Here is a 25176-nt window from a genome sequence, read left to right as displayed (position 1 = left end):
TCCTCAGTGCGTGGTGGGCGCGGCGGCAAGCACCGGCCGGTCGCGGAACAGCAGCAGGAAGGCGACCAGCACGACCAGCGCGACGCCGGCCGGGAACAGCCAGATCCGTTGCCAGTCCGGGCCCGCGGCGGTGGTGTAGTGCTCGACCACCGCGCCGGACAGGAACGTGCCGATCAACATGCCCACGCCGTAAGTGGCCAGGGTGATGAAGCCCTGCGCACTGCTGCGCGCAGCGGGGCCGGCATGCGCATCGGTGTAGATCTGGCCGGTGACGAAGAAGAAGTCGTAGCAGATGCCGTGCAGCACGATGCCGATCACCAGCAGGGAGAAGCCGCCGCCCGCATCGCCAAAGGCGAACATGGCGTAGCGCACCACCCATGCGGCCATGCCGACCGCCAGCATCGTCTTGACCCCCAGCCGCACGAACAGGAACGGCATGGCCAGCATCAGCAGGACTTCGGAGACCTGCCCCAGGGATTGCAGGCCGGCCGCGCCGCGCACGCCCAGGTCGTTGAGGTACGGGTTGGTGAAGTTGTAGTAGAACGACAGCGGGATGCAGATGGCGATGGATGCCAGGAAGAACACCAGGTACGAGCGCGACTTCAGCAGCCGCAGCGAATCCAGGCCCAGGATCTGCCCCAGCCCGGCGTCGCGCTGCTGCGCAAGCGGCGGCGTGTGCGGCAGCGTGAACGCATACAGGCCCAGCGCCAGCGACGCCATCGCCGCCATCCGGAACGTCAGCTCGAGCCGATGCGCCTGTTCCCAGCCCAGCCAGCCGATCAGCACGCCCGCTACGATCCAGCCGACGCTGCCGGCCACCCGCACCAGCGGGAAGTGTTTCTCAGGTGAGTGCATGTGCCGCATCGCCACGCTGTTGGCCAGCGCCAGCGTCGGCATGAACAGCAGCATGTATCCCATGACGTAGGCGGAGAAGGTGCTGAAGTCCGTCGCCGTGGACGCCAGCCACATCAGCGCCGCGCCGGCGAGGTGCAGCACCGCGAGGATGCGCTGCGCCGCGAAGTAGCGATCCGCGATCAGGCCGACCAGGAAAGGCGCGACGATGGCGCCGATCGATTGGCTGAGGAACGCCGTCGCTACCTGGCTCGCGCTGGCCTGCAACGGCCCCTGCACCAGGTACGTCCCCAGGGTGACGAACCATGCCCCCCAGATGAAGAACTGCAGAAACATCATCGCGCCCAAGCGCGACATGGTGTGCGTCATGGCTTGCCCTCCCAGGCAGTGATGGCTCAGATCCCCAGCATGCGTCGCAGGGATCCAGGATCGGTGCCGCTGTCGGCAAAGTCGTCGAAGGCGCGCCCGGTCACGTGGATGATGTGGTCGCGGATGAAGGCGGCGCCCTCCCGTGCGCCGTCTTCCGGGTGCTTCAGGCAGCACTCCCACTCCAGCACCGCCCAGCCCGGGAAGTCGTACTGCGCGAACTTCGAGAAGATCGCCTTGAAGTCGATCTGCCCATCACCGAGCGAGCGGAACCGCCCCGGACGATCGATCCAGTCCTGGTGGCCGCCATAGACGCCACTGCGCGCACTGGTGCGGTACTCCGCGTCCTTGACGTGGAAGATGCCGATACGGTCGTGATAGCGGTCGATGAAGCCCAGGTAGTCCATCTGCTGCAGCAGCAGGTGGCTGGGGTCGTACAGGATCTTTGCGCGGGGGTGGTGGTCCACCACGTCGAGGAAGCGCTCGAAGGTCGCGCCGTCATGCAGGTCCTCGCCCGGGTGGATCTCGAAGCACAGATCCACGCCGCAGGCGTCGAAGGCATCCAGGATCGGGCGCCAGCGACGGCCGAGTTCGGCGAAGGCTTCTTCCACCAGCCCGGGCGGGCGTTGCGGCCACGGATAGAAATAAGGCCAGGCCAGCGCGCCGGAGAACGTGGCATGCGCCGTCAATCCCAGGCGCTGGCTGGCCTTGGCGGCCAGCAGCAACTGCTCCACCGCCCAGGCCTGGCGGGCGGCCGGATCGCCACGTTTGTCGGGCGGCGCGAAGCCGTCGAACAGGCTGTCGTAGGCGGGATGGACGGCAACCAGCTGCCCTTGCAGGTGGGTGGACAGCTCGGTGATCTGCACACCATGTTCGGCCAGCATGCCGGCGACGTCGTCGCAGTAGGCCTGGCTGCGGGCCGCCTCGGCCAGATCGAACAGGTGGGGCGCGCTGGTGGGGACTTGTACGCCAGAATAGCCCAGACCCGCGGCCCACTTGGCCAGCGTGTCCAACCGATCAAATGGAGGTGTGTCGCCGATGAACTGCGCCAGGAACAGCGCTGGACCCTTGAGCGTCTTCAACGTGATTCATCCTCGATGCAATCGATTGCATTATCCTAGCAGGGGCTTTCGCAGGACGCGTTGTGCAGTGCACAGCGGACAGAAACACTAACGCCATGGCAACCATCTACGACATCGCCAAACACGTCGGCGTCTCCGCCGGCACGGTGTCGCGGGCGCTGTCCCGGCCGGAGAAAGTCCTGCCGGCCACGCGTACCCGCATCGAGCAGGCGGCCGCCGCACTCGGCTATGTGCCCAACACGGTTGCCCGCACGCTCAAGACCCAGCGCAGCGGCAAGATCCTGGTCACCGTCCCGGACATCGCCAATCCGTTCTTCGCCCAGATCCTGCAGGGGGCGGAGGATGCCGCGCAGGCCGTCGGCTACGCCGTCCTGCTGGGGGATACCCAGCATCAACCCGACCGCGAGGAGCGGTACGCGCAGATGCTCCGGCGCAACGAGGCCGACGGTCTGATCGTGCTGGGGCATCGCCTTCCGCCGACGGCGCGTGCGATCGTCCAGCAGCTGGGCGCCGCTGCGCCGGTGGTCAATGGATGCGAGTTCGATCCTGCGGTCGGGATTCCCAGTGTCCACATCGACAACGCGGCCGCCGCGCGCGCCGTGATGGACCACCTGTATGGACTGGGGCACGAACGCATCGCCGTGGTGGGCGGGCCGCCCGACAATCCCCTCCACCAGCAACGGCTCGAAGGGGTCCGGGCCGCGGGCAGGGCGCGCGGCCGCCTGCGCCACCTGAGCGTGGTGCCGGGCGACTTTTCCGTGGAGTCCGGCCATGCGGCGGGCATGGCGCTGCTGGCCCGCGCGCCCACGCCGACCGCGGTGTTCTGCTTCAGCGACCAGATGGCGCTGGGCGTCCTGGCGGCCTGCCGTGATCTGGGCATCCGCGTGCCGGGTGATCTGTCCGTGGTCGGCTTCGACGACCTGGCGTCGTCCTCCTATCTCACGCCGCCGTTGACGACCATCCGGCAACCGATGCGGGAGATCGGTGCCCGCGCGGTCAACCTGCTGCTCGCCATCATCGAACGTGTCGATGTGCCGCTTCAGCAGACGCTGGATTTCAGTTTGATGGTGCGGGGGTCGACGGCTGCGCCGGAGAGCAGGTGACCGCAGGGGGCGTGGGGGCAAGATCGCTCGAACCGCCACAACGCAACGGTGTGCAATGAAGACCGCAGGCAACGTGGCAGTACCGTGGTATCAACAAAGTCATCCGCGTCGACAACCTCGGTAATGCCCCGGGCGCGAAGTACACCCACGGCGGCATGGCGATCACCCGCATCCGCTTGGCCACCACCAGCGTTCGCTGGCACAAGGATGGCAACCCGTAGGAGCGCCCCGAGTACATTGCGCGCCGCGAGCCTTCGCGCTGGAGGGTGAACTTTGCGCGGGTGAGGGTGGCGGTTTCCCGTTGATCGACGTCCAAGGCGCGGCGCAGCTCGCCGGGCTTGGCCTACTTGTCAGGGCGAAGTGAAAGGTGCCTGCGGAATGTCGCATTGGGGCCGCGGCTTTGGTCAGGCGGAAACAGTGACATGAGGCCGGCGGCCACTGCTTTGGGCTGCATTTGAATGCCGATCCCCGAGGAGCTCTCTATGTCCACCTGACTGACGGTTCCATCTCGATTGATATGCATGATCCACACCAGTTCACCGTCATAACGATCTGGCGGAATCGAGGAATCGTAGTTTGGCCGGCCAAGAACATAGGGCAATCCTGGGGCCGTATGCGCGATCAGAGCATCCACAGTGTCGAAGACATCGATCTTGCGCTCACCGACTACGTCCTCCTGGTCATTCAGAAGAATCTTGTAAGTCCACGTCCCGGCCTTTGCAGTGGTTGGGAAATCTGCAGAAAAACACCTCTTGCTTCCGTCCACATCGCGATATGTCCTGCTGCTGACCAGCTCCCCGGCTTGATCTATCGCCCGCAGTTCCATGCTGCTGACCGCGATATCTTCGTTCAGGATCGCGACGCAGACCTGGTGATCAAAGCGCCTATCCAGTGCGAATGAGCGGGTCTCCTGCCTCGCAATGGCGCCCGCCGGTGTCTTTGCCCACAGAAACTCAATATAGGCGTCGGCCTTTGGTGGCGGGGTGCTCTGCGCCGCACCCGGCATGCCCAGCAACAAGGTCGTCAACAGGAAGTCAGTACGGCGCATGGATTACTCGTAGAAGGGAATATGCCTGGCAGCAGGGCATGCCCTGCCACCAGGCTTGCGCGCGAGCATCAACTGCCGGCGCGCAGATCAGAATGGATCAGAGGCTCGGATGGGTAGTGCCGGGCGGATCGCTCTTCGGGGTGCATGTCTGATTGTCCACCCAGCTATCCGTCGGCTGACTGGTGCCGTTTCCTCCGGCGACACTCAGGACTTCTTCGCGCGAGAGAATACGTCCGAGCACACGACCTTCGGATGCTTCAACACCCTGAACGACAGACTTCTTGAACATGAACTTCTCCTTGTTGGTAGCGGCTGTTGCCGCATGTCAGCCGCAGGTATCTCTGCGGCTGCGATGGTCACGAGGTGCGGGTGACCATTCGCTCCGTGCGCCTGCCTGCCGCAAGCGAATATCAATTCCATCTATTTCGAGATTAAACCATGCTCGTGCGCGGAAATTGTGACTTGCTTCAAGGATAATGCTGTTTGCGGCGGGCAGTAAGCGAAATTCGCCTTGCCATGCTCAAGAAACTGACAGAACGCATCCAGGAGTGGGAGATCCGGGCACCACGATTCAATGAATAGAAACTGCCCTGCGTCATTGACCTCCATGAAACACCATTTTTCATCTGGCGTGACAATGAAGTCGAACCCGCCACTGACGATCCTGAGTCGCGTCATCAATGCGATGCACGCTTGCTTCACCTCTTCGGGCATGAGTGCCGGCTCACAGCGTTCGATGGAACGCTGATCCAAGCGCCAGTCAATATCGCCGCTCTGTAGTTGCGAGGACTCGATACGGATGGCAAAGCAACTCGTGCCGAAGAACTGCGCGCGCACCTCATACGACTTTTCGATCTTCTCCTGGAAAATGCCCGGCGTGGCGCGCAGGATACGATCGGAGGGTAGGTCTTCAGTCGTCACGCCGGCGGTATAGGTCTTGCGTACCACTCCCTCCTCATCCCAGACGTGGCCGCCGAGCGGTTTGTAGATGTAGGCACGGTCGCTGGACAGGAACTGACGGATGTCGTCCGGGTCATTACTGATCAGTGTGCGGGGAATAAACAGTCCCGCGTCCTGTGCGTAACGTAGCTGGCGAGCTTTCGACTCGCAGAGAAGCGAGGACACATGAGGATTGACCCAGAATGCAGTAGCGAATGCTTCCGGATGGGAGCGCTCGGACATCCGCAGTTCTTCCGTTGCAAATTCCTCGTCGAGTGGGTCAACGTAGGAAGGGGCGGACAGTATGCGCCTGCGCCTGTGCCACACTACCTCCACGTCATCGGAAGAAATGTTGCCGTCTCTGGTGTGAAGCACCCCGTGCAGCCTGCCTTCGGCGAACCTGAGTGTGCTGCTGCTGGCTAACGGGACGTCGTTGCCCCTCCACTCTATCACCCGGTTTCCGCGTCCACGCAGTGCGTGGCCGACCACAGCCGCATGGAAATCCCCGTCTATCGTGTGGATCAGGATCGTACGCGGTCCACCTGGTTCTGCAGGTTGGAAGACGCCTGCTGCTGGATGGTCACTCAAGGTCTCGGGCTCCTTCATCATGGTGCGGCGGACTGAAGTGGAGAGGCGTCGCGTCCTTCCAGATGGGCGAATGCGGTCAGGTCTACTACCCGGTTCGCACTGGCAATGGTTTCCTGGCGGTGGGCGAAGACGATTCGCGTTGCTGCCAAGCCGGCGACGTGATGATTGATGACCTGTTCCGTCCTTGCGTCCAGGTGACTGGTGGCCTCGTCAAGTATGAGAATCAAGGGTTTCTTGTAGAACGCGCGCGCCAAGAGCAGTCGCTGCTGCTGTCCACCTGACAGCGCCGCGCCCATGTCCCCGACGAGCGATTCGTAGCCCATGGGCAGCGCGGCGATATCGCGATGGATGTCGGCGGTCGTTGCTGCTTCGATGATGGCGTCCATTGAAGCGGCATCATCAAAGAAGGCGATGTTGTCTGCGATGGTGCCTGCGAAGAGCGCATCGTCCTGCATCACCACGCCCAATAGATCCCTGTATCTGGCAAGGCCGAAGGAGCGGATGTCAACGCCATCAACCTCGACGGTTCCTTCGGATGGTTCGAGCAGGCCGACCATCAGGCGAGCAAGCGTGCTCTTTCCGTACCCGCTCGGCCCGACGATGGCGACGGAGTCACCTTCATTGAATTCGACCGAGACATTACGGAAAACCCAGGGATCCGATGGGGAGTATCGAAATCCCAGGTTTCTCAACCGGATGCGCGGACTTGGTGCCTGGCCACTGTGCGTGCTTTGCACATGCTGCTCCTGCTCTGCCAGCGCAATGTCCGCAATCCGTTCTGCATGCAGTTTCAGCATGCGGAACTCGACGATCTTGTCGACAAGACCACCGGTCTTCTGCGAGAACTGGTCGGCATATGCGACGAAGGCAATGAGCATGCCAGCGGAGAATTCGCCCAGCATCACCATGTGCGCGCCAAGCGCAATGATCAGGACGCGTTGCAGGCCAAAGAAGGTATTGCCCATGACGCCAAAGCCCAGCGTATGTCGTTGGACCTGCATGGCACGCTTGTTCGCCTCCATCGTTGCACTGGCCAGTCGCGCTCGACGCAGGGCCTGCTTGTTGCCAAGCTTGATGGCCTGGATGCCACGAATCGATTCCATGAGCTCGCTCTGCTGGTTTGCCCAGTAGACCAGCTGCTCTTCGGTGAGGTGCCACAGACGTCTGTACAAAGCCCATCGGGTAGCGACATACAGTGTGACCGTAGCTCCTACGAGCAGTGTCAGCTGGGCGCTGTAGAGCCAGATGATCACCAGCGCGAGGAGGCCCATCACGCCATCGAGCACCGCCTCGATGAAGCTTCCAGTCAACGTGTTCTGGATGGCATGAACAGACGAGAATCGAGAAAGCACATCACCCATGTGCCGCTTCTGGAAGAACGCCAACGGAAGTCTGAGCAGGTGGCTGAACAGGTTAGCAATCCACTCGGTGTTAAGCGCGGCACCAAGCCAGCTGATGATCCATGCGCGGACCAATTGTAGTGCCGCGGAAATGAGCAGGACCAGCGCAAAGCCTATCGTCATGACGGCAAGAAGGCTGCGGTCGGTCGACAGGATGACGTGATCGATGACCCACTGCGCCTGGAATGGCAGTGTCAGCGCCAGGACTTCGATGGCAAGTGCCAGGCCGAGTAGCTGGACGATCGATCCAGGCAACCCGGGCATGTCTCCCGCCAGTCGGCGGAGGCTGATGGATCGGCTTTCTCTGATCGGGGTGAACCCCGCGCGCGGGCTGAGCTCCAGCAGGACGCCGGTGAAGTGCCGCCCCGCTTCGGCTAGCGTCAACTGGCGTGCCCCTCTGGCGGGATCATGTATTTCCAGTCCACGCGCGGTCACGCGCTTGAGAACGACGAAATGTGTCATATCCCAGTGCAGGATGCAGGGCAGCCGGGCAGCGGCAACGTCCTCCAGGTCTACTTTGATCGGCCGCGACTCAAGCCCTAGCGAGTCGGCGATCTGCATCAGGCTGGCCAGGTGCATGCCCTTCAGCGACGTGTCGAACCGCCTGCGCAGGCTCGATAGATCAAGATCGTGCCCGTGGAAGTTGGCCACCATGGCCAGGCACGCCAATCCGCACTCAGCTGCTTCGGATTGATGGACCATCGGCAGTCGACGCGCACTTATCCACGCTAAGAATGACGACGTGCTCATCGCGAATCCATCGTTGCGACCTCTACGGCGCGGCGATTGACCGAGAGGCTGTACAGAGGGTCGAAAATCCATTCGATCAGGCGTCGGCTTTCAAGGCTGATGTCCGCGTCCAGCGCCATTCCAGGGCGCAGCTTCTCCTCCTTGCCGTACACTGAAATTCGTTGGCTCAGCAGCGCGACCTCAACACGGTATCGAGGTGCAGTCACGCTAGTGCCGAGCAGCAGGGCCTGGGCATCCGGTGGAGTAGCGCTGCGCGAGACGGACATGACCTGGCCGCGTTGCTGGCCGAACTTTTGGAATGGGTACGCCTCGTAGCGAATGGTCACAGGTTTTCCGACGTCTACAAATCCGATCGCACTGGATGGCACCCATAGCTCCGCGAGCAGTGGTGACTTCTCGGGTACCACGCTGAGCACGGTCTGCCCGGCCGAGACCGCTTGACCGGGTTTGATCAGCACATTGGTCACGGTGCCGGCTACCTTTGCGCGCAGCACCACGGCGGCAAGTGCTGCGTTCTCCACCAATGATTGCTCCACGTCTGCCAGTTGCCGACTTGTCTGGTTCTCGCGGCTTTTCAGGTTCGGCTCAAGCTGGGACATCGCGGATGTCGCCTCGCTGATCTGCTGTTCAAGCTGTCGCAGCTGCGTTTCCAGATCTATCTGGTTGGCGCGGTGCTGAAGCGCAGCGTCGCGCTGCTGGAGCAGCTGGTACCTGCTGACGATGCCAGCTTCTTGCACTCGCAGCCATTCTTCATACAAATCATTGGCGCTGTCGGCACGCTGTTTCTGCAGGCTTGCTTGTCGTGACTTTTCTACGGCCTGCGCGCGCAGGTTGATCAGGCGGTCATGCATCTCATCACGCTGCATCGTCCCGAGGTCGCGATGTAGAACGAGATCTGAGCGGAGCCGCGTCTGCTTGGCGCGCAATTGCGCGGCCACCAGGGTCTGTGTCTCTCCCAGGGCGACACTGTCCTGGGCGAGGGTAATCTCGACGAGCGGCTGGCCGAGCGCCACCGTTTCGCCTTCCTGGACCAGTACCTTGGAAACAACGCCGGAGCCCATCGGACTGGCGACAATCAGACCGTTTGCTGGCACCAGCATGCCCTGCACGCGCTCATGCCGCGTGTATCGGCCGACAACAAGCAGGCAGAAAATGCTCAATGCAGAGGCGATGCCGATGCCAAAGAATACCCAGCCGAAGCGGGGCGCACGCAGGCTCACCTTGCCAAGCTTCTCGTCGCGCCTGGCTTCCAGTACTTCATTTCGAAACAGCCCCTCGGACATCCATTGCCCTCATGCAGTAGCGACCAGGCCAGCGCGATACTTCCTTGATACCGGACTTGATAGATAGCATCGCCGACAAGGCGGTGTCAATTTGCTGCGTGTGCGTGATCGATATGTTGCGCCATTTCCAGACGCGAGCCGTAGATGCACGATTCTGGAGAATGTCTGGGGTGTTATTGATGAAGCTCGTTGAGAAAGAAAGGGTCGCCGGGAAAATCGCAGGGGCACTGCCGGAAACATGCATGATTCCGACAAACGGTGGGCGGGACATTTGGGGGCGCAGTCCGCGTGGTACCTGGCCTTCAACGGCGGCGCTCCACTATCTGAATGCTCTCGTGGGCGAGGGCGGGCTGCCTTCGCTGCTGTGGGTGAACGCGCGACACCACAGGGCTTGGCCAACCGGCAGGTCTGTTCATTGAACGGCGCTTTCAGGTTGCCCGCAGCAGGCGGGGGCACATCCACTACCATGGGCCACCCGTCAGGATGCGCCCGCATGTCGATAGTGATCCCCGCGTTGCCCAAGCCGCCCACCGCCCGCATCGCGGCCTGGGTGCTGATCCTGCTCGGCATGTGGCTGACCCTGAAGCTGGGCCTGGTGGTGACCTTGCTGTCGGGCCTGCTGGTATTCCACCTGACCCACCTGCTGGCCTCCACCGTCGAGGGCAAGCTGCCGCCGGGGCGCGCACGGGCCTACTCGGTGATCGTGCTGTCGGCGCTGATCATCGGCGTGCTGACCCTCGCTGCGATCGGCATCGCCTCGTTTTTCCGCAATGAAACCGGTGGCCCGGATGCGCTGCTGATGCGGCTGATGGACATCCTCAATACCTCCCGCCACCAGGTGCCGGACCTGCTGCAGCCGTACATCCCCGAAGACCTGCAGGCGCTGCGCACGGCGATGAACGACTGGGCCGCCACCCACCGCCAGCAGCTGGGCATCGCCGGCACCTCGGCGGTGCAGATCAGCGTGCGGATCCTGATCGGCATGGTGCTGGGCGCGATGATCGCGCTCTACGACGAGCTGCCGCTGCCGAAAATGGGGCCGCTGGCGCGCGAGCTGATCGGCCGCACCAGCCGCCTGGCCACGGCCTTCCGCCAGGTGGTGTTCGCGCAGGTGAAGATATCCCTGCTCAATACACTGTTCACCGCCATCTTCCTGCTCGGGGTGCTGCCGCTGTTCGGCGTACACCTGCCGCTGTCCAAGACACTGGTGCTGATCACCTTCCTGGCCGGCCTGCTGCCGGTGGTGGGCAACATCATCTCCAACACCGTCATCACCATCGTGGCGCTGTCGGTGTCCTTCTATGTCGCCGTGGTCGCACTGCTGTACCTGGTGGTCATCCACAAGCTGGAGTATTTCCTCAACGCGCGCATCGTCGGTGGCGAAATACAGGCGCGGGCGTGGGAGCTGCTGCTGGCGATGCTGGTGATGGAAGCTGCCTTCGGTCTGCCGGGCCTGGTCGCGGCGCCGGTGTTCTACGCCTACATCAAGCGCGAACTGCTGGACCAGCGCTGGATCTGAGCTGAGCAACGTCCCATGCCGTCGTACGACATCATCACGCTTACCACCGCCCGGCTGACCCTGCGCCCGCAGGTCATGTCCGATTTCCCGGCCTATGCCGCCTTCCTGGCCTCACCCCGCGCGGTCGGCGTGGGTGGGCCGATGGACGAACGTTCGGCCTGGGGCCTGTTCTGCCATGACCTCGCGCAGTGGCCGCTGCTGGGGCATGGTGCGTTGATGATCGAGCTGACCGCGACCGGCGAGTGCATCGGGCAGGTGGGGATCAATCATGGGCCGCTGTTCCCGGAGAGTGAACTGGGCTGGTTGCTGTACGCCGGCCATGAAGGCCAGGGATACGCCACTGAGGGCGCTGCAGCGTTGCGTGATTGGGCGTTCTCCGCGTTGGCGTTGCCCACCCTGGTCAGCTACATGACACCGACCAACGCCGCATCGGCCCAGGTCGCGCGACGTCTTGGCGGCGTGTTGGATGCGATGGCCACCCGGACCGACCCCAAGGATCTGGTCTACCGCTATCGGCCCCCCGCACAACGCTGATCAGCCGCGTGCGGCGCATCGAGGAAGGCGTGCCGCTGGACGAAGCGCAGTTCCGTGCCTGGGTGCAGCAGGCCAGCCGGCTGCCCGGCGAACGGATGTGAGGGCAGGGCTGCCCTAGAGCTTCAGGTTCAATGACACGTACGCCGAGCGCCCCGGTGCCGGCGAGAACATCGGCTGGTCATCGCCGCCCCAGAAGAAGGTGTCGTACCACGCGTAGGCGTAGTCGCGGCCGGTCAGGTTCTTGACCTGCACATCGACACTCAGCCGTTCGGACAGCTGGTACGACGCGCTGGCATCGAGCACCGCGAAGGCGCCGAATTTTCCCTGCGTGTTGCGCTCTTCAATATAGTAATCGCCCTGCATCCGGCCCTGCAGCCCGAAGCTCCAGCGTTGGTTGCTGCGGTAGTCGAGCCCGAGGTTGCTGATGTAGCGCGGCGTGGCGATGACCTCGTTGCCGGCGAGGGCGCTGCCGTCGGCGGTGAACGCGCGGACCACCTTGGCCTGCTGGATCGCGTGCGAAGCCCACAGCGTCCAGTGGTCGCCCAGGCGCGAGCTGAACTGCAGATCGACGCCTTCGCGACGGGTCTGGCCCAGGCCGACCGAGGTACCGGTGGCCGGCATGTTGGCGACTTCGTCGGTCGCGTCCTGGCGCCACACCGCGATGCGCGCGTCGGTGCCGACGGCCGGGGTGAACTTGATGCCCACCTCCTTGCCGGTATTGATCGAGGGCCGGAACGTGTCCTGGCCGGCGGTGAGGTAGGCCGGTGCGGTGGAACCGGTCAGCACCTGGAACGTCCTGCCCCAGTTGGCATAGACGTTGAGCGCGGGGGTGATCGCATAGACCACGCTCAGCTTGGGCTGTTCGATGGTGCCGTAGCGCTGCAGCGGGGCGGTGATGCCACCCGGCAGGCGGGTGCTGCCGGAGAAGCGGTCGACGCGGTAGGCCGGCACGATCTTCAACGCAGGCGTGGGCTGGTACACGGCCTGTACGTACGCACCGAAGTTGTCCAGCGTGTAGCGGTCATCGTTCTGGATCCGCGCCGGGGTCGAGAAATCGGTGGGAACGGAATGGGCGTAGCGCAGGCGACGGTAGGTGTTGTCCTGGTGCTCGGCGTTGAGACCGCCCTCGACCGTCAGCGCAGGCGTGGCTGCCCACGTCAGCGTGCTCAGCAGGCCGGTCTGTGTCTCATCCCACTGGCGGCGCTGGCGCGGTGCGTTGCCGGGCACGTAACTGGTGAAGGTCACCTGCCGGTCGTCCTCGTAACGGTTGTAGTACAGCTTGTTGCTGAGGTGCACCGTATCGCTGAGCTGCAGATCCAGATGGGTGCTGAGATGGCGCATGTCGCGGTCGTCGACGTCGTTGGCATTCTTGAGCGCGGATCCGCGGCGGTCCGTGGCTAACTCTTCAGCCGTCATGAAGCCGGGCTCGTCTGCTTCGTGGTGGTAGACGCGCGCGATCAGGCCGAGGTTGAACAGGTCACCGTCGCCGCTGTAGAACCACTTGCCGCCCAGCGAGTACTTCTTCGAACGGTCGTGGTCGCGGTAGCCGTCGGAGGCCTGCGAGGCCAGGAAGTAGTTCTGCGCGACACCGTTGGCTTCGCGTCCGATCGCGACCTGCGCTTCGCGGGTGTTGTAGCTGCCATACGTGAGCCGCGCATCGGTGTAGGTACCGCCCTGGCGGGTGCCGAGATTGATGTTGCCGCCGATGTTGTGCAGGCCGTAGCGGGGGTCGTTGGTGCCGCGCACGACCTCGATGTAGTCGATGTCCAGCGGAAACACCATGTCGATGAAGCGCTGGTTGCCGCTGTTGACGTTGCTGGGAATGCCGTCGATCAGGATCTTGATGCCGTTGAGGTAGCCCTCGCCATTGAACGCGCGGAAGGTGGCCTTGCCAGACTCCGCGCCCTGGCGGGTTTCGGTCAGCTGCATGCCCGGCATCTGGCCGAGCAGTTCCCAGCTGTTGGAGACGTTCTTCTGATGCACCTGGTCGCCGCCCATCACATCCACCGAGGTCAGCACGCGGTTCGCGGCGAGGGGACGGCGGGAGCCTTCCCGCACGTGCACGCTGCCCAGGGTGATTGCCGCATCGCTGGACTGCGCGCGCGCTTCGCCGGCGCACAGGGTCGCCAGCACGGCGGACACCATTGCCTTGGTTCTCATCTAGTTGTGCCTTTCAGTAGCCGTGGGAACAGGGGTGGGGCAAGCGCACGGAGGTCGCTCGTTGAGGGGGTGGCAAGAAAGAAATAATATAACATTGCATTGATGTTCGCCTCCCCCTGAGTGCTGCCACCGCCGCATGCTTGATGGGCCCTTCGATCGGGTCTATAAGGCGCACGAAGGGTGCTGCCGACCGGGCCGCCCATGGCGATCGGTGGTGACTCATGACCCAGCCCAAAGCCCGTACCATCCCGCGCGCTGCCGCAGCCAGCGAGCCGTCGGCATCGCAGCAGATCGATGCGCGCATCCAGTCGCTGGATGATTGGCGGGGCGAGACCCTGGCGCGCATCCGCAGCCTGATCCACCAGGTCGATCCGGCGGTGGTGGAAACCTGGAAGTGGCGAGGCGTGCCCGTGTGGGAGCACGACGGCATCCTGTGCACCGGCGAGACTTACAAGGCGGCCGTGAAGCTGACCTTCGCCAAGGGCGCGGCGCTGCCCGATCCGAAGGGGCTGTTCAATGCGAGCCTGGAGGGCAACACCCGCCGCGCCATCGATCTGCACGAGGGCGAAACGATCAACGCGGCCGCGTTCAAGGCATTGATCCGCGCTGCGATCGCGCGCAATCGGGCAGCGAAGCCCCCCGCCGCTGCAGCGCGTGCGAAGGCGAGCCAGCGCTCTGCCTGAATCATCACGACCTCCTGCACTGGAACACGCCGCGCGATTCGGCAACGATGAAGGGCTGGGCGAGGCAGCAGCGATGCGGCCGGCCCATTCCCCCAACGTTTCCAGGATGTGCCTGTGCTGAGTGTGATCGGCTGTTTGCTTGCGTTGTATCTGGTGTGGCGGCTGATCTGGCCGTTGCGGTTGCCGCGTCCGGTCCGGGTCGTACTGGGCCTGCTGGTGGTGGCGCTGGCGCTGCACCACCGGATCGTGGCGCAGTTCGCCGGGACCATGGCCTCGCCCGAGATTCCCAAAGCGGTGATCGCGGTGCTTGCGACCGGGTTCACCACGCTGCTGATCAGTGCGGTGTTCGTGCTTGTGCTGGATGCGCTGCTGCTGATCGCGCGACTGGTCCGGGCGCGGCGCGTGCTGCCGATGCTGCGTGCGCCGTGGCTGCGCCCTGCGGCGGGCACACTGGCGTTGCTGCTATCGGCCTACGGTATCTGGCAGGGCATGGCGGTCCCCAAGCCGCGCCAGATCGAGGTGGCCATCGACGGACTACCGGCCGCGTTCGATGGCTATCGCGTGCTCCAGCTCACCGACATCCACGCCAGCCGCCTGCTCACCGGTGCCTGGGTGGAGAAGGTGGTGGGCGAGAGCAACGCTCTACATCCGGACCTGGTGGTGATCACCGGTGATCTTATCGACGGCACTGTCAGCGCCCGCGCCAACGACTTCGCGCCCCTGGCCAGACTGCAGGCACCCGATGGTGTCATCGCGATCACCGGCAACCACGAGTACTACGCTCAGTACGCCGAGTGGATGCAGGCGTTCCGGGGGCAGGGCATGCAGGTGCTGGAAAACAGCCACACCGGGGTCCAGCGCCAGGGCGCCACGCTGACCATCGCCGGCGTCACCGATCCGGTGGCCGCGCGTTACGGCCTGCCCATGCCGGACCTCGCCACCGCGCTCGCCGGGGCAGACCCGCAGGCGCCGGTGATCCTGCTCGACCATCGCCCGGTGGAGGCGCGCGCCAATGCCGCGAAGGGCGTGGCGCTGCAGCTCTCCGGCCACACCCATGGCGGCCACATCGTCGGCATGGACCAGCTGGTCAAGCGCGCCAACGGCGGCTATGTGTCCGGCCGCTACGAGGTGGATGGCATGACGTTGTATGTCAGCAACGGTGCCGGACTGTGGCCGGGCTTCGCGGCACGTATTGGCGTGCCGTCGGAGATCACCCTGATCACGCTGCGGAGGGGATGAGCCGATGCCTTGGAGTGAACGCCAGGAATGCGCAGGTGGCCTGGAGGTGGCGGCACCGACTGCCGTGACCGGAGTCGTGCTGCCAGATACCGAGGCCTGGTGGGTCCGCGACCCGACGGGCCGGGACTACCCGGTGTGGGTGGCCCTGCCGGCCGGGTATGAGCGCGATACCCACCTGCGCTACCCGGTGCTGTATGTCACGGATGCGCTGTACAGCTTTCCGCTCGTGCGCAGCGTGCGCAACATGGTCGGGCAGGGCGGCGCGCACCTGACGCCGTTCATCCTGGTCGGGCTGCCGCCGCAGCAGGGGCTGAGCTCGCAGCAGAGCCGCTCACGCGACTACACGCCGACCCCGCCGGTGCGCTGTGCAGGCGACGACTACACCGATGGGATCATCTACGGCGGCGCTGCGCACTACCGCGATTTCCTGGAGGCGCATGTGCTGCCCCGGGTCGAGGCGCGCTATCGCACCGACCCGGCACAGCGCGCCTTCGCCGGCCATTCGTACGGCGGGCTGTTCGGCATGTACGTGCTGCTGACCCGCCCCGCGATGTTCCAGCGATACCTGCTGTCCAGCCCATCGTTCTGGTTCGATCAGCACGTGATCGACCGGATCGAGGCGGACTATGCGGGCATGCACACGGACCTGGAGGCGCAGGTGCTGCTGTCGATTGGTGCGCATGAAACGCCCACCTCCGATGCGCCGTTCGCCGCGCGCAACGACATGGTCGCGCATACCCGGCGCTTTGCCGCTCGTCTGCACGGGCGCGGCTATCCCGGCCTGCAGCTGGAAACGCGCGTGGTCCCGGACGAGGATCACCTGACCGTCTACCCGGCCGTGCTGATCCGTGCGCTGCTGGCGCTGTTCCCCAGTGCAACCCCGACCGCAACCATGTGAATGTCCCGCCAGTGGCCGTGCACGCCTCGGTCACTGCGCTGCGCGGAGGCTTGGCGTACAAGCCCTGACCCCGGAGATTCCATGACCACGCTGACCCTGCCCGAACTGGCCAAGAAGATGGCCAACATCGACTTCACCATGCTGCAGACCCATGCCGACAGCGGCGAGATCGCGGCGCGGCCGATGAGCAACAACGGTGATGTGGACTACGACGGCGACAGCTGGTTCTTCACCACCGAAGACACCGACATGGTCCGCGAGATCACGCACGACCCGAAGGTCGCGCTGAGCTTCACCGGCAGCAAGTCGCTGCTGGGCAAGCCGCCGCTGTTCGTGGCGGTGCAGGGCAGGGCGACCCTGATCCGCGACAAGGCGGTGATGCAGCAGCATTGGGTGAAAGATCTGGAGCGCTGGTTCGAGCAGGGTGTGGATAGCCCTGGACTGGTTCTGATCCAGGTGGCTGCGGCGCGCATCCATTACTGGGATGGGGAAGACCAGGGCGAAATCCTGCGCTGAAGGAGGCACGCATGGCCGCGTCGCGTATACCGAAGATCGGGTGTGCCGGCTGGTCGATCCCCAGCCGTTACGCCACGCACTTCGGGCCCGGCGACAGCCTGTTGGCGCGCTATGCCACGCGCTTTGACGTGGTGGAGATCAACTCCTCGTTCTACCGGCCGCACCAACGCGCGACCTACGCGCGCTGGGCGGCCACCGTACCGGCCAACTTTCGCTTCTCGGTAAAGCTGCCGCGGACCATCTCGCACGATTCCGGACTGGTCGGCGTGGGCCCACTGTTGGACCGCTTCCTGGACGAGGTGGGTGGATTGGGGCGTACGTTGGGCGCCCTGCTGCTGCAGTTGCCGCCATCGCTGGCACTGGACACGCGCCGCGCCGGAAGCTTTTTCCGCGCGCTGCGTCGACGCACCCCGGTGCCTGTGGTCTGCGAGCCCCGCCATGCCAGTTGGTTCAGCACGCAGGCCGATGCGCTGCTGCAGCGCCACGCGATTTCCCGGGCCGCGGTGGATCCGGCGCGCGTTGCCGCCGCCGCGCTTCCGGGCGGCGCGCAGGGCTGGCACTACTGGCGCTGGCACGGTTCGCCGCGCATGTACTACAGCGACTATCCCGATGCCGCATTGGCCTCTCTGGCGACACAGGTCGTAAAGCAGCCCGGGCAGGCGCAGGCACCGTGGGTGATCTTCGACAACACCGCCCATGGCTTTGCGATCGCCAATGCCCTGCGCCTGAAGGAGATCACCACGCATGCCTGAAGGTCCTTCCATCGTCATCCTGCGGGAAGCGGCCGCCAAATTCCGCGGCAAGACCGTGCGGCTGGCCACCGGCAACAGTTCGCTCGACCTCACCCGCATGGAAGGCCGCCGCGTGGTCGCGCTGCGCAGTTGGGGCAAGCACTTCCTGATCGAATTCCGCGGCTTCAGCCTGCGCGTGCATATGCTGATGTTCGGCAGCTACCGCATCGATGAGCGCAAGCCCTCGCCACCGCGGGTGTCGCTTCAGTTCGACAATGGCGAGCTCAACATCTATGCCTCGTCGGTGAAGTACATCGAAGGCGCGCTGGCGGACACCTACGATTGGCGCGGCGATGTGATGGATCCGGCGTGGGATCCGACACTGGCGCGACGTAAACTCAAGCAGCAGCCGGAGACGTTGATCTGCGACGCGCTGCTGGACCAGGACATCTTTGCCGGCGTGGGCAACATCATCAAGAACGAGGTGCTGTTCCGCACGCGCGTGCATCCCGAATCCACGGTTGGCGCGCTGCCACCGCGCAAGCTGGGCGAGGTCATCAAACAGGCGCGGCAGTACAGTGTCGACTTCCTGGACTGGAAACGACAGTTCGTACTGCGCCAGCACTGGCTGGTCCACACCAAGCGCACCTGTCCCCACTGCGGTGGCCCGCTCAGCAAGACCTACCCGGGCACGACCCGGCGGCGGACGTTCTTCTGCCCCGTCTGCCAGGTGCGCTATGGCACCGCGCCCGCCGTACGCAAGGCCCCGCCGATGCCACGCAAGGCGGCGCCGAGGCGTTCAGCCAGGTCTGTGCGCATGGCGTAGGATGGGGTCACACGTGCTTGCGCGCGTCCTGCGCGATCGACACCTGATCGCCCCCGCTCCTTTCTCCGAGCCCTTCATGCCGATCCCGGAATGAAGGCTCCCGTGTCCCACGGAGCGCACATGCCGGGCTATACCACCCGCATCCTCACCATCCCGGTCGGCGGCCACGACTTCCGCATCCGCGCGCTCAGCGACCTGCAGCAGTTCTCCGATCCCACCGGGCGCGCCGAGCGCGCCGGTATCCATTCTTCGCTGTGGAGCCTGTTCGGCCAGATCTGGCCGGCCGGCCGCGCGCTGGCCGACACCATGAGCCACTTCGATGTGGCCGGTAAACGCATTCTGGAACTGGGCTGCGGGCTGGGCCTGTCCAGCCTGGTGCTCGCGCATCGGGGGGCCGACGTCGTTGCGACCGATCACCATCCCCTGGCCGAATCGTTCCTCGCCTACAACGCGGGGCTCAACAACCTGCCGGCCGTCAGTTATCGCGACCTTCCCTGGGAAGTCCCCGATGGCTCACTCGGCCGCTTCGACCTGATCATCGGCAGTGACATCCTCTACGAGCGGGGGCATGCCCATCAGGTCGCGGCAATGATGCTGCGGCATGCCAAACCCGTGGCCGAGCTGCTGATCACCGACCCCGGCCGCGGCAACGTCGGGTCGTTCTCGCGTGGCATGGCCCTGCAGGGCTTCGACGTGACCGAAGAACTTGGGCTGTTCGAGGACGAGGGCAATGCGCCGGGCAATGGCCGGTTGCTGAGCTATCGGCGAGGTGCGGTCCGACCCGTGGCCGCGGCCTGAGCGCGGGCGGGGCGCGTTGCGACAACGCTGCGCTCCCGTGACGCGGCGTGCAGATCGGCTGTCGTAGGCTGTCGCCGTCCAGATGCGGCCGAGGCGGCCGGGAGTAGCCCGATGCGATTTCTTCCGCTGTCGATCCGCGATGGCCTGCGCGCCCACAGGAAGCACGCTTGAGCCCGGTGCCCACCGCGCCCGGGACGCGCCCACGTACGCGCTCGATGATCATTGCCGGCCTGTCGACGGTGGTGGAGTGGTACGACTTCACGCTCTACCTGTACCTGGCCACGGTGCTGTCCCGCGTGTTCTTCGGCGGTGGCGAGAATGCACTGCTGGCCACGCTCGCCGGCTTCGCGGTGTCGTACCTGATGCGTCCGTTGGGCGCGCTGGTGTTCGGCCACCTCGGCGACCGCTTTGGTCGACGCTACATGCTGCTGGCCTCGATGCTGCTGATGACCGTGGCGATGCTCGCCACCGCCCTGCTGCCCACCTTCGAGAGCATCGGTGCCGCTGCCGGTGTGCTGTTGCTGCTGCTGCGCTGCCTGATGGCGTTCTCGGTGGGCGGCGAGTACACGGGCGTGGTCGCATATCTGCTGGAAACCGCGCCGGTGCGCCGTCGCGGGCTGGTGACCTCGCTGGCCTCGGCCGCGAGCGAAGTAGGGGCATTGCTCGCGGTCGCGCTGTCGGCGCTTACCGTCGCGCTGCTCAGCACGGCGCAGCTGGATGGCTGGGGCTGGCGCATTCCGTTCTTCGTCGGGGCAGCACTGGCCGGTGCGATCCTGCTGGCACGCTCGACCATGCATGAATCGCCCGAGTTCGAGCGCCAGCAGGCCGAAGGCACCGTGCCGGTGTCGCCGATCCGCGACACCTGGCGCCACCACAAGGCCGCCATTGCACGCACGTTCGCGATCTCCGCGTTGGGCTCGATCACCTATTACGTCGGCATCACCTATGTGCCCGCGTTCCTGGGTTCGGCCGGCCAGGTCGGTGAATCGGAGGCGCTGTGGCTGTCCACCGTCGCGGCGGTGGCGGTGATCGTGGTGACCCCGCTGGCGGGCGCGTTGTCGGATCGGGTCGGGCGCCGTCCGGTGTTGATCGCATTGGCGGTGCTGTCGGCCCTGCTCCCGCTGACGATGTTCTCGGTGATGGCTGGTGGCAGTACCGTGGCGATCGGGCTGGCGGCGGTGGTGCTGGCCTGCCTCGCGGGCGGCGTGAGCGCGGTGGCGGCCCCCGCCACGGCCGAGCAGTTCCCCGGCGAAGGGCGGCTCAGTGGCCTGGCGCTGGGCGTCACCATGGCGACCGCGTTCTTCGGTGGAGCAACGCCGTTGCTGGCCGAGCTGCTGGTGCGGCACACCGGGTGGTCGTCCGCGCCCGGCGCGATGATCGCGGTGGTCGCGGTGCTGGTGCTGCCGGTGATATGGACGCTGCGCGAGACACGGCCCAGGTAGTGCCGGCCGCTGGCCGGCTCCACGCAATGCCGGGTCCTCGAGGAGCCGGCCAGCGGCCGGCATTACCGGTATACGGTGGGTTGCCACAAAACAGAACGGGCCGCCCGAAGGCGACCCGTTCGTTCAACTCAGCGATGTCGCCAGGCCTCAGTACTTCCAGCGCAGGCTCAACGCGACGAAGCGCGGTTCGCCGTAATTGTTGTAATCCAGGTTCGCCCAGTAGGTCTTGTCCAGCGCGTTGCGCACGCTGAGGGTGGCCGTCCAGCTGTCGCTGATGCGGTAGTTGGCATTGAACTGCACCAGCGCGTAGGCCGGCTGGTTCACCGTGACCGTGCCGCCGAGCGGGTAGGGGATGTTGTAGCCCTGCACCTTGCTCTGCCACTGCACGCCCGCGCCCACGCTCAGGCGCTCCAGCGCGCCGCGCAGTCGCACCTGGGTGTTGAGCTGCAGCAGATCTTCGGCCGGGTTGGCGTACAGCAGATCGGTGGCCGCGCGGGTCACCTTGACGTGGGTGAAGCCGGCATTGACCGTCCAGCCCGGCAGGATCTCACCGTTGACGTCCACTTCCCAGCCGCGTGCCTTGGTGCCGTTGATGCCGATGTAGGCCGAGCTGCCATCGCTGAGCGAGCGCTCCGGCACGCTCGTATCGAGTACCGCGTAGTTGTCCTGCTTGGCCTCGAACACCGCCGCGTTGGCGGTCAGGCGACCGTCGAACCACTGCGACTTGATGCCTGCTTCCAGATTGGAACCTTCCACCGGCGCCAGCAGGTTTTCGTTGCGGTCCTTGTAGTTCTGCGGATTGAAGATTTCGGTGTAGCTGGCATACGCGGCTACCTGCGGGGTGATGTCGTACACCAGGCCCACATAGGGCGTGACTTCATCGGTCACTTTGTAGGCGCCGCTCGTGCCGGTGTACGCACCGGCCGCGTTGTAGGCACGGGTCAACGTTTCCCAGCGGCTCAGGCGCGCACCGGCGATCAGCGCCAGCGGATCGGCCAGGCGCAGGCGGGTAGCCACGTAGAGGCCGCTCTGCGTGGTCTTGGCGACGCGGCGTGCGCCGGTACGCGAGTAGGTCACTTCGGAGATGTCGCCATCCCACGCGCGGATGTCCGGGATGTAGTAGCAGCGCTCGGTTCCGCACCGTGCCCAGTCGGTGGGGTAGCGCAGCGCGATGGTGTTCGTGGTGCCCTCGATATCCGCCCACTGGCCGCCCACGGTCAGGTCGTGTTCGCGGCCGAACAGGGTGAAGGTGCCACTCAGATAGGCATCGACGTTGCGGCGGGTGTCTTCCGAATCGCCGGCGGCGGTGCGCAGGAAAATGCCCGCGCCGGTGGCCGGATCGGGGTAGCCGCTGCCGTACACGCGCACGTTCTGCACGTTGCCCTGGGTGTAGGCGGTGTTGATCTTCAGCAGCCAGTTCTCGCCGAAGCGCTGTTCCAGGTTCGCGAACGCGGTGCTGGTCTCGCGCTGCCAGTAGCTCCACTTCGGGGCGACGTTGGTCGAGCGCGGCAGGTGCGCGAAGTTGCCCTGGCTGTCGAAGAAGGGCACGGTGCCCCAGGTCGAACCGACCGGATTGTTGTCCTGGGTCTGGTAGCCCACGGTCAGCGTGGTGCTGTCGGTCAGGTCACCTTCCAGCACGGCCATGCCGGCCATCTTGTTCTCGTGGTAACGGTCGTAATACAGATCACGGTCGGTGTAGGCGGCGACGACGCGGCTGCGGAACCGCCCATCGGCGGTCAGCGGCGCGGTGACATCGGCTTCCATGCGCTGGTAGTCCCAGCTGCCGGCGCTCACTGCGAAGGAGGCATCGAATTCCTTGCCCGGTCGCTTGCGCAGCAGGTTGACCGTGGCCGACGGCACGCCGGCCCCGCTCAGCAGGCCGTTGGCGCCGCGGATCACTTCAACGCGATCGTAGAAGGCGGTGTCGTATTCCTGGTTGGTCGAGCCGCTGTAGGTGGGGATGCCGTCCACCTGGAAATCGGTGATGGCAAAACCGCGCGCGTAGTACAGCGGGCGCTGGGTGTCATAGAAGGAGACGCTGACGCCGGTGACGTTGCGCATCACGTCGTTGATGCTGAACAACGATTCGTCCTGCAGCCGCTGCAGGCCGATCGAGGTCGCCGACTGCGGGGTTTCCTGCAGGCTGATCGGCAGGCGCGTGGTGCTCGACGGCATCGCGCGCGCACCGACCACGCTGACTTTGTCCAGGGTCTTGGCATCGGCACTGCCGCTGGCGTCGGCCAGCGCATCGGCGAAGGCCTGCGGAGCGGTCAGCGACAGGGCGGAAAGCAGGGCCAGGGCCAGCGGGGCACGGCGGGAGCGGAGCGGGTGGGCGCGGAGGGACATGGGGGTCTCTGGACGGGCAGTAAGGAATGAGAGCAACAGGCAGCAACGCCGGCGCACAGGCGCCAGGCACGGGGCAGATCCATCCTGGGAAAGGGCAGGGTGTGGGGCAGCGCCGGGGGTGACGGCAGTCCGTTGAAACCGTCAATCGCCCGGAGCGACACGCCTGCGGTACGTAAATGTAAATCGTTCTCAGTCGCTTTACAATTCTTGAACAAAACGCCGCGCCGGCGTAGAAGGCGACCGGGCGCGGGAAACCCCCAAACGCAACCGGCCACCGCGAGGGTGGCCGGAGGGAAACCGTGGCGAGGGCCCGCAGGCCCCGCCGGGGCAGGCTTACAGGGCCTGCAGTTCTTCGTTGGCGTTGCGCTTGGCCTCGGCCGGCTTGGTGGCCGGCGGCGGGGTCAGCATCACCGCCGGGCTGGTCGCGCCTTCCAGCGGAACGTCCAGGTAGGGCAGCTTCAGCGTCTCGCTGGTCAGGCGGCGGATCTCATTGGTCAGCGCGGGACTGTCGTTGAGCTTGCGGCCATACGACGGCACGATTTCCTTCAGGCGTGCTTCCCAGCCCGCGGCCATCTGCTCGGGGAAGGCCTTCTTGAGCAGGTCGAGCATGATCGGCGGCGAGGTCGAGGCACCCGGCGAGGTGCCGAGCAGGGCGGCCAGGGTATGGTCCTGATCGGTCACGATCTCGGTACCGAACTGCAGGATCGGGCCCTTCTCCGGGTCGTTCTTGATGATCTGCACGCGCTGGCCGGCGGTGACCAGCTTCCAGTCCTCACGCTTGGCGTTCGGGTAGTACTTGACCAGCTCGGCCTGGCGGTCGTCATCGTTCAGGCGCGCCTGGCCCATCAGGTACTTCACCAGGTCCAGGTTCTCCAGGCCCACGTCCATCATGCCGGCCACATTGTTGTGGTTGACCGAGGAATACAGGTCGAACCACGAGCCATGCTTGAGGAACTTGGTGCTGTACAGCGCGAACGGCCCGAACAGCACCACCGGCTTGCCATCCAGCTTGCGCGCATCCAGATGCGGCACCGACATCGGCGGCGAGCCGGTTTCGGCCATGCCATAGGCCTTCACCGAATGACGCCCGGCGATCGCCGGCGACTGGAAGGCCAGGAACTGGCCCCCCACCGGGAAACCGGCGTAGTTCTTCGATTCCGGAATGCCCGACAGCTGCAGCAGCTTGAGCGCGGCGCCACCGGCACCGATGAAGACGAAGCGCGACTTGAGGGTGGATTCGGTGTCGGAGGCCAGGTCCTTGACCGTGACGTTCCAGCTCTTGTCGTCGTTCTGGCGCAGGGCGCGCACTTCATGGTTGAGGTGCAGCTTGAAGTTCGGGCTGCGTTCCAGGCCGGCGGTGAGCTGGCGGGTGATCACCCCGAAGTTCACGTCGGTGCCCAGCGGCATCCAGGTCGCGGCGACCTTCTGCTTCGGGTCGCGGCCTTCCATCAGCAGCGGCGCCCACTGCTTGATCTGCGCGGCGTCCTCGGAGTACTGCATGCCGTAGAACAGCGGGTTCTTGACCAGCGCCTGCTGGCGCTTGTGCAGGTAGGCGATGTTCTCGTCGCCCCAGACGAAGCTCATGTGCGGGGTCGGATTGATGAAATCGCTGGGCTGGCTCAGGCGGCCTTCGCGGACCTGGTGCGACCAGAACTGGCGCGAGATCTCGAACTGCTCGGCGATGCCGACCGCACGTTTGGTCTCGATGCTGCCATCGGGCAGTTCAGGGGTGTAGTTCAGCTCGGCGAACGCGGAATGGCCGGTACCGGCGTTGTTCCAGCCGTCCGAACTTTCCAGTGCGACCCCGTCCAGGCGCTCATAGACCTGGATGTTCCAGTCCGGTTGCAGCTCCTGCAGGAAGGTGGCGAGCGTGATGCTCATGATGCCGCCGCCGACCAGGACGACGTCGACCGGCTTGTCGTTGCCGGCAGCCGGGACTGAACGCTGATGCAGCGGCCAGTACAGGAACAGTGCCGCTGCCAACAGCAACACCACGAGCAGGCCGAGGACGACCTTCGCTAGTTTTTTCATGGGGATCTCAGGTAGGGAGACATGGGAAGGATGCCGCCGCTG

21 protein-coding genes and 1 pseudogene are annotated in these 25176 nt (G+C 65.0%); 12 read left to right on the top strand and 10 right to left on the bottom strand.

Annotation, left to right across the window (positions count from 1 at the left end; translation table 11 throughout):
- Positions 1-3: 3 nt before the first annotated feature.
- Together ABE434_RS17555 and ABE434_RS17550 are read right to left on the bottom strand one after the other, a co-directional pair.
- The gene (locus tag ABE434_RS17555; RefSeq protein ID WP_346479718.1) at positions 4-1221 is read right to left on the bottom strand and encodes a nucleoside permease; all 1218 of its coding nucleotides are present in this window, start codon (positions 1219-1221) and stop codon (positions 4-6) included.
- Positions 1222-1247: 26 nt separating this feature from the next.
- A complete protein-coding gene (locus ABE434_RS17550) occupies positions 1248-2300 on the bottom strand; it encodes a sugar phosphate isomerase/epimerase family protein (protein WP_346479717.1) in 1053 nt (350 codons plus the stop codon).
- A gap of 95 nt (positions 2301-2395) precedes the next feature.
- On the opposite strand from ABE434_RS17550, the gene ABE434_RS17545 reads away from it, so the two are divergent.
- A complete protein-coding gene (locus ABE434_RS17545) occupies positions 2396-3403 on the top strand; it encodes a LacI family DNA-binding transcriptional regulator (RefSeq protein ID WP_346479716.1) in 1008 nt (335 codons plus the stop codon).
- Between the two features lie 89 nt (positions 3404-3492).
- Positions 3493-3621: pseudogene (locus tag ABE434_RS17540) on the top strand (single-stranded DNA-binding protein); the annotation flags it as partial.
- 125 nt (positions 3622-3746) lie between these two features.
- On the opposite strand, the gene ABE434_RS17535 reads toward ABE434_RS17540, so the two are convergent.
- The 5 genes from ABE434_RS17535 to ABE434_RS17515 form a co-directional block, all read right to left on the bottom strand.
- Complete coding sequence (locus ABE434_RS17535) at positions 3747-4451, bottom strand: hypothetical protein (protein WP_346479715.1); 705 nt, start codon at positions 4449-4451, stop codon at positions 3747-3749.
- A 97-nt stretch (positions 4452-4548) separates the two neighbouring features.
- Entirely contained in the window at positions 4549-4740 is a 192-nt protein-coding gene (locus ABE434_RS17530) for a hypothetical protein (protein WP_346479714.1), read from the bottom strand.
- Between the two features lie 131 nt (positions 4741-4871).
- Positions 4872-5978, bottom strand: coding sequence for an MvdC/MvdD family ATP grasp protein (locus ABE434_RS17525; RefSeq protein WP_346479713.1), 1107 nt, complete (start codon positions 5976-5978; stop codon positions 4872-4874).
- A 17-nt stretch (positions 5979-5995) separates the two neighbouring features.
- Positions 5996-8128, bottom strand: coding sequence for a peptidase domain-containing ABC transporter (locus ABE434_RS17520; protein ID WP_346479712.1), 2133 nt, complete (start codon positions 8126-8128; stop codon positions 5996-5998).
- Positions 8125-9411 (bottom strand): HlyD family efflux transporter periplasmic adaptor subunit, encoded by a 1287-nt coding sequence (locus ABE434_RS17515; protein ID WP_346479711.1) that lies wholly within the window; start codon positions 9409-9411, stop codon positions 8125-8127. Before ABE434_RS17515 ends, ABE434_RS17520 begins: the two co-directional genes overlap by 4 nt.
- 493 nt (positions 9412-9904) lie before the next feature.
- On the opposite strand from ABE434_RS17515, the gene ABE434_RS17510 reads away from it, so the two are divergent.
- The gene (locus ABE434_RS17510; RefSeq protein ID WP_346479710.1) at positions 9905-10930 is read left to right on the top strand and encodes an AI-2E family transporter; all 1026 of its coding nucleotides are present in this window, start codon (positions 9905-9907) and stop codon (positions 10928-10930) included.
- A gap of 15 nt (positions 10931-10945) precedes the next feature.
- Positions 10946-11464: a GNAT family N-acetyltransferase gene (locus tag ABE434_RS17505; RefSeq protein WP_346479709.1), complete on the top strand. Its 519-nt coding sequence runs from the start codon at positions 10946-10948 to the stop codon at positions 11462-11464.
- Positions 11465-11578: 114 nt separating this feature from the next.
- Here ABE434_RS17505 and ABE434_RS17500 read toward each other — a convergent pair whose 3' ends face one another.
- The gene (locus tag ABE434_RS17500) at positions 11579-13624 is read right to left on the bottom strand and encodes a TonB-dependent receptor (protein ID WP_346479708.1); all 2046 of its coding nucleotides are present in this window, start codon (positions 13622-13624) and stop codon (positions 11579-11581) included.
- Positions 13625-13845: 221 nt separating this feature from the next.
- On the opposite strand from ABE434_RS17500, the gene ABE434_RS17495 reads away from it, so the two are divergent.
- The 8 genes from ABE434_RS17495 (at position 13846) to ABE434_RS17460 (ending at position 20757) form a co-directional block, all read left to right on the top strand.
- Positions 13846-14307 carry a DUF1801 domain-containing protein gene (locus ABE434_RS17495; protein ID WP_346479707.1) on the top strand — a complete coding sequence of 154 codons (462 nt, stop codon included), beginning with the start codon at positions 13846-13848 and terminating at the stop codon, positions 14305-14307.
- Positions 14308-14421: 114 nt separating this feature from the next.
- Complete coding sequence (locus tag ABE434_RS17490; protein WP_346479706.1) at positions 14422-15546, top strand: metallophosphoesterase; 1125 nt, start codon at positions 14422-14424, stop codon at positions 15544-15546.
- A gap of 4 nt (positions 15547-15550) precedes the next feature.
- Positions 15551-16444: an alpha/beta hydrolase-fold protein gene (locus tag ABE434_RS17485; protein WP_346479705.1), complete on the top strand. Its 894-nt coding sequence runs from the start codon at positions 15551-15553 to the stop codon at positions 16442-16444.
- Between the two features lie 81 nt (positions 16445-16525).
- Positions 16526-16960 carry a pyridoxamine 5'-phosphate oxidase family protein gene (locus tag ABE434_RS17480; RefSeq protein WP_038689788.1) on the top strand — a complete coding sequence of 145 codons (435 nt, stop codon included), beginning with the start codon at positions 16526-16528 and terminating at the stop codon, positions 16958-16960.
- An 11-nt stretch (positions 16961-16971) separates the two neighbouring features.
- Positions 16972-17712 (top strand): DUF72 domain-containing protein, encoded by a 741-nt coding sequence (locus tag ABE434_RS17475; RefSeq protein WP_346479704.1) that lies wholly within the window; start codon positions 16972-16974, stop codon positions 17710-17712.
- Positions 17705-18517: a DNA-formamidopyrimidine glycosylase family protein gene (locus tag ABE434_RS17470; RefSeq protein ID WP_346479703.1), complete on the top strand. Its 813-nt coding sequence runs from the start codon at positions 17705-17707 to the stop codon at positions 18515-18517. Before ABE434_RS17475 ends, ABE434_RS17470 begins: the two co-directional genes overlap by 8 nt.
- Positions 18518-18637: 120 nt before the next feature.
- Positions 18638-19315: a methyltransferase domain-containing protein gene (locus ABE434_RS17465; RefSeq protein ID WP_346479702.1), complete on the top strand. Its 678-nt coding sequence runs from the start codon at positions 18638-18640 to the stop codon at positions 19313-19315.
- Between the two features lie 215 nt (positions 19316-19530).
- Positions 19531-20757, top strand: a complete 1227-nt coding sequence (locus ABE434_RS17460) for an MFS transporter (protein WP_346479733.1) — start codon at positions 19531-19533, stop codon at positions 20755-20757.
- A gap of 147 nt (positions 20758-20904) precedes the next feature.
- Here ABE434_RS17460 and ABE434_RS17455 read toward each other — a convergent pair whose 3' ends face one another.
- Complete coding sequence (locus ABE434_RS17455; protein WP_346479701.1) at positions 20905-23103, bottom strand: TonB-dependent siderophore receptor; 2199 nt, start codon at positions 23101-23103, stop codon at positions 20905-20907.
- Positions 23104-23436: 333 nt separating this feature from the next.
- The gene (mqo, locus tag ABE434_RS17450) at positions 23437-25134 is read right to left on the bottom strand and encodes a malate dehydrogenase (quinone) (protein ID WP_346479700.1); all 1698 of its coding nucleotides are present in this window, start codon (positions 25132-25134) and stop codon (positions 23437-23439) included.
- Between the last annotated feature and the right edge of the window lie 42 nt (positions 25135-25176).

Origin of the sequence: Stenotrophomonas sp. TWI1183 (genome assembly GCF_039673115.1) — a bacterium.
GTDB lineage: Bacteria > Pseudomonadota > Gammaproteobacteria > Xanthomonadales > Xanthomonadaceae > Stenotrophomonas > Stenotrophomonas maltophilia_AA.
The sequence above is the reverse complement of the archived record's forward strand: the minus strand, read 5'-3'. Positions and strand labels throughout refer to the sequence as shown.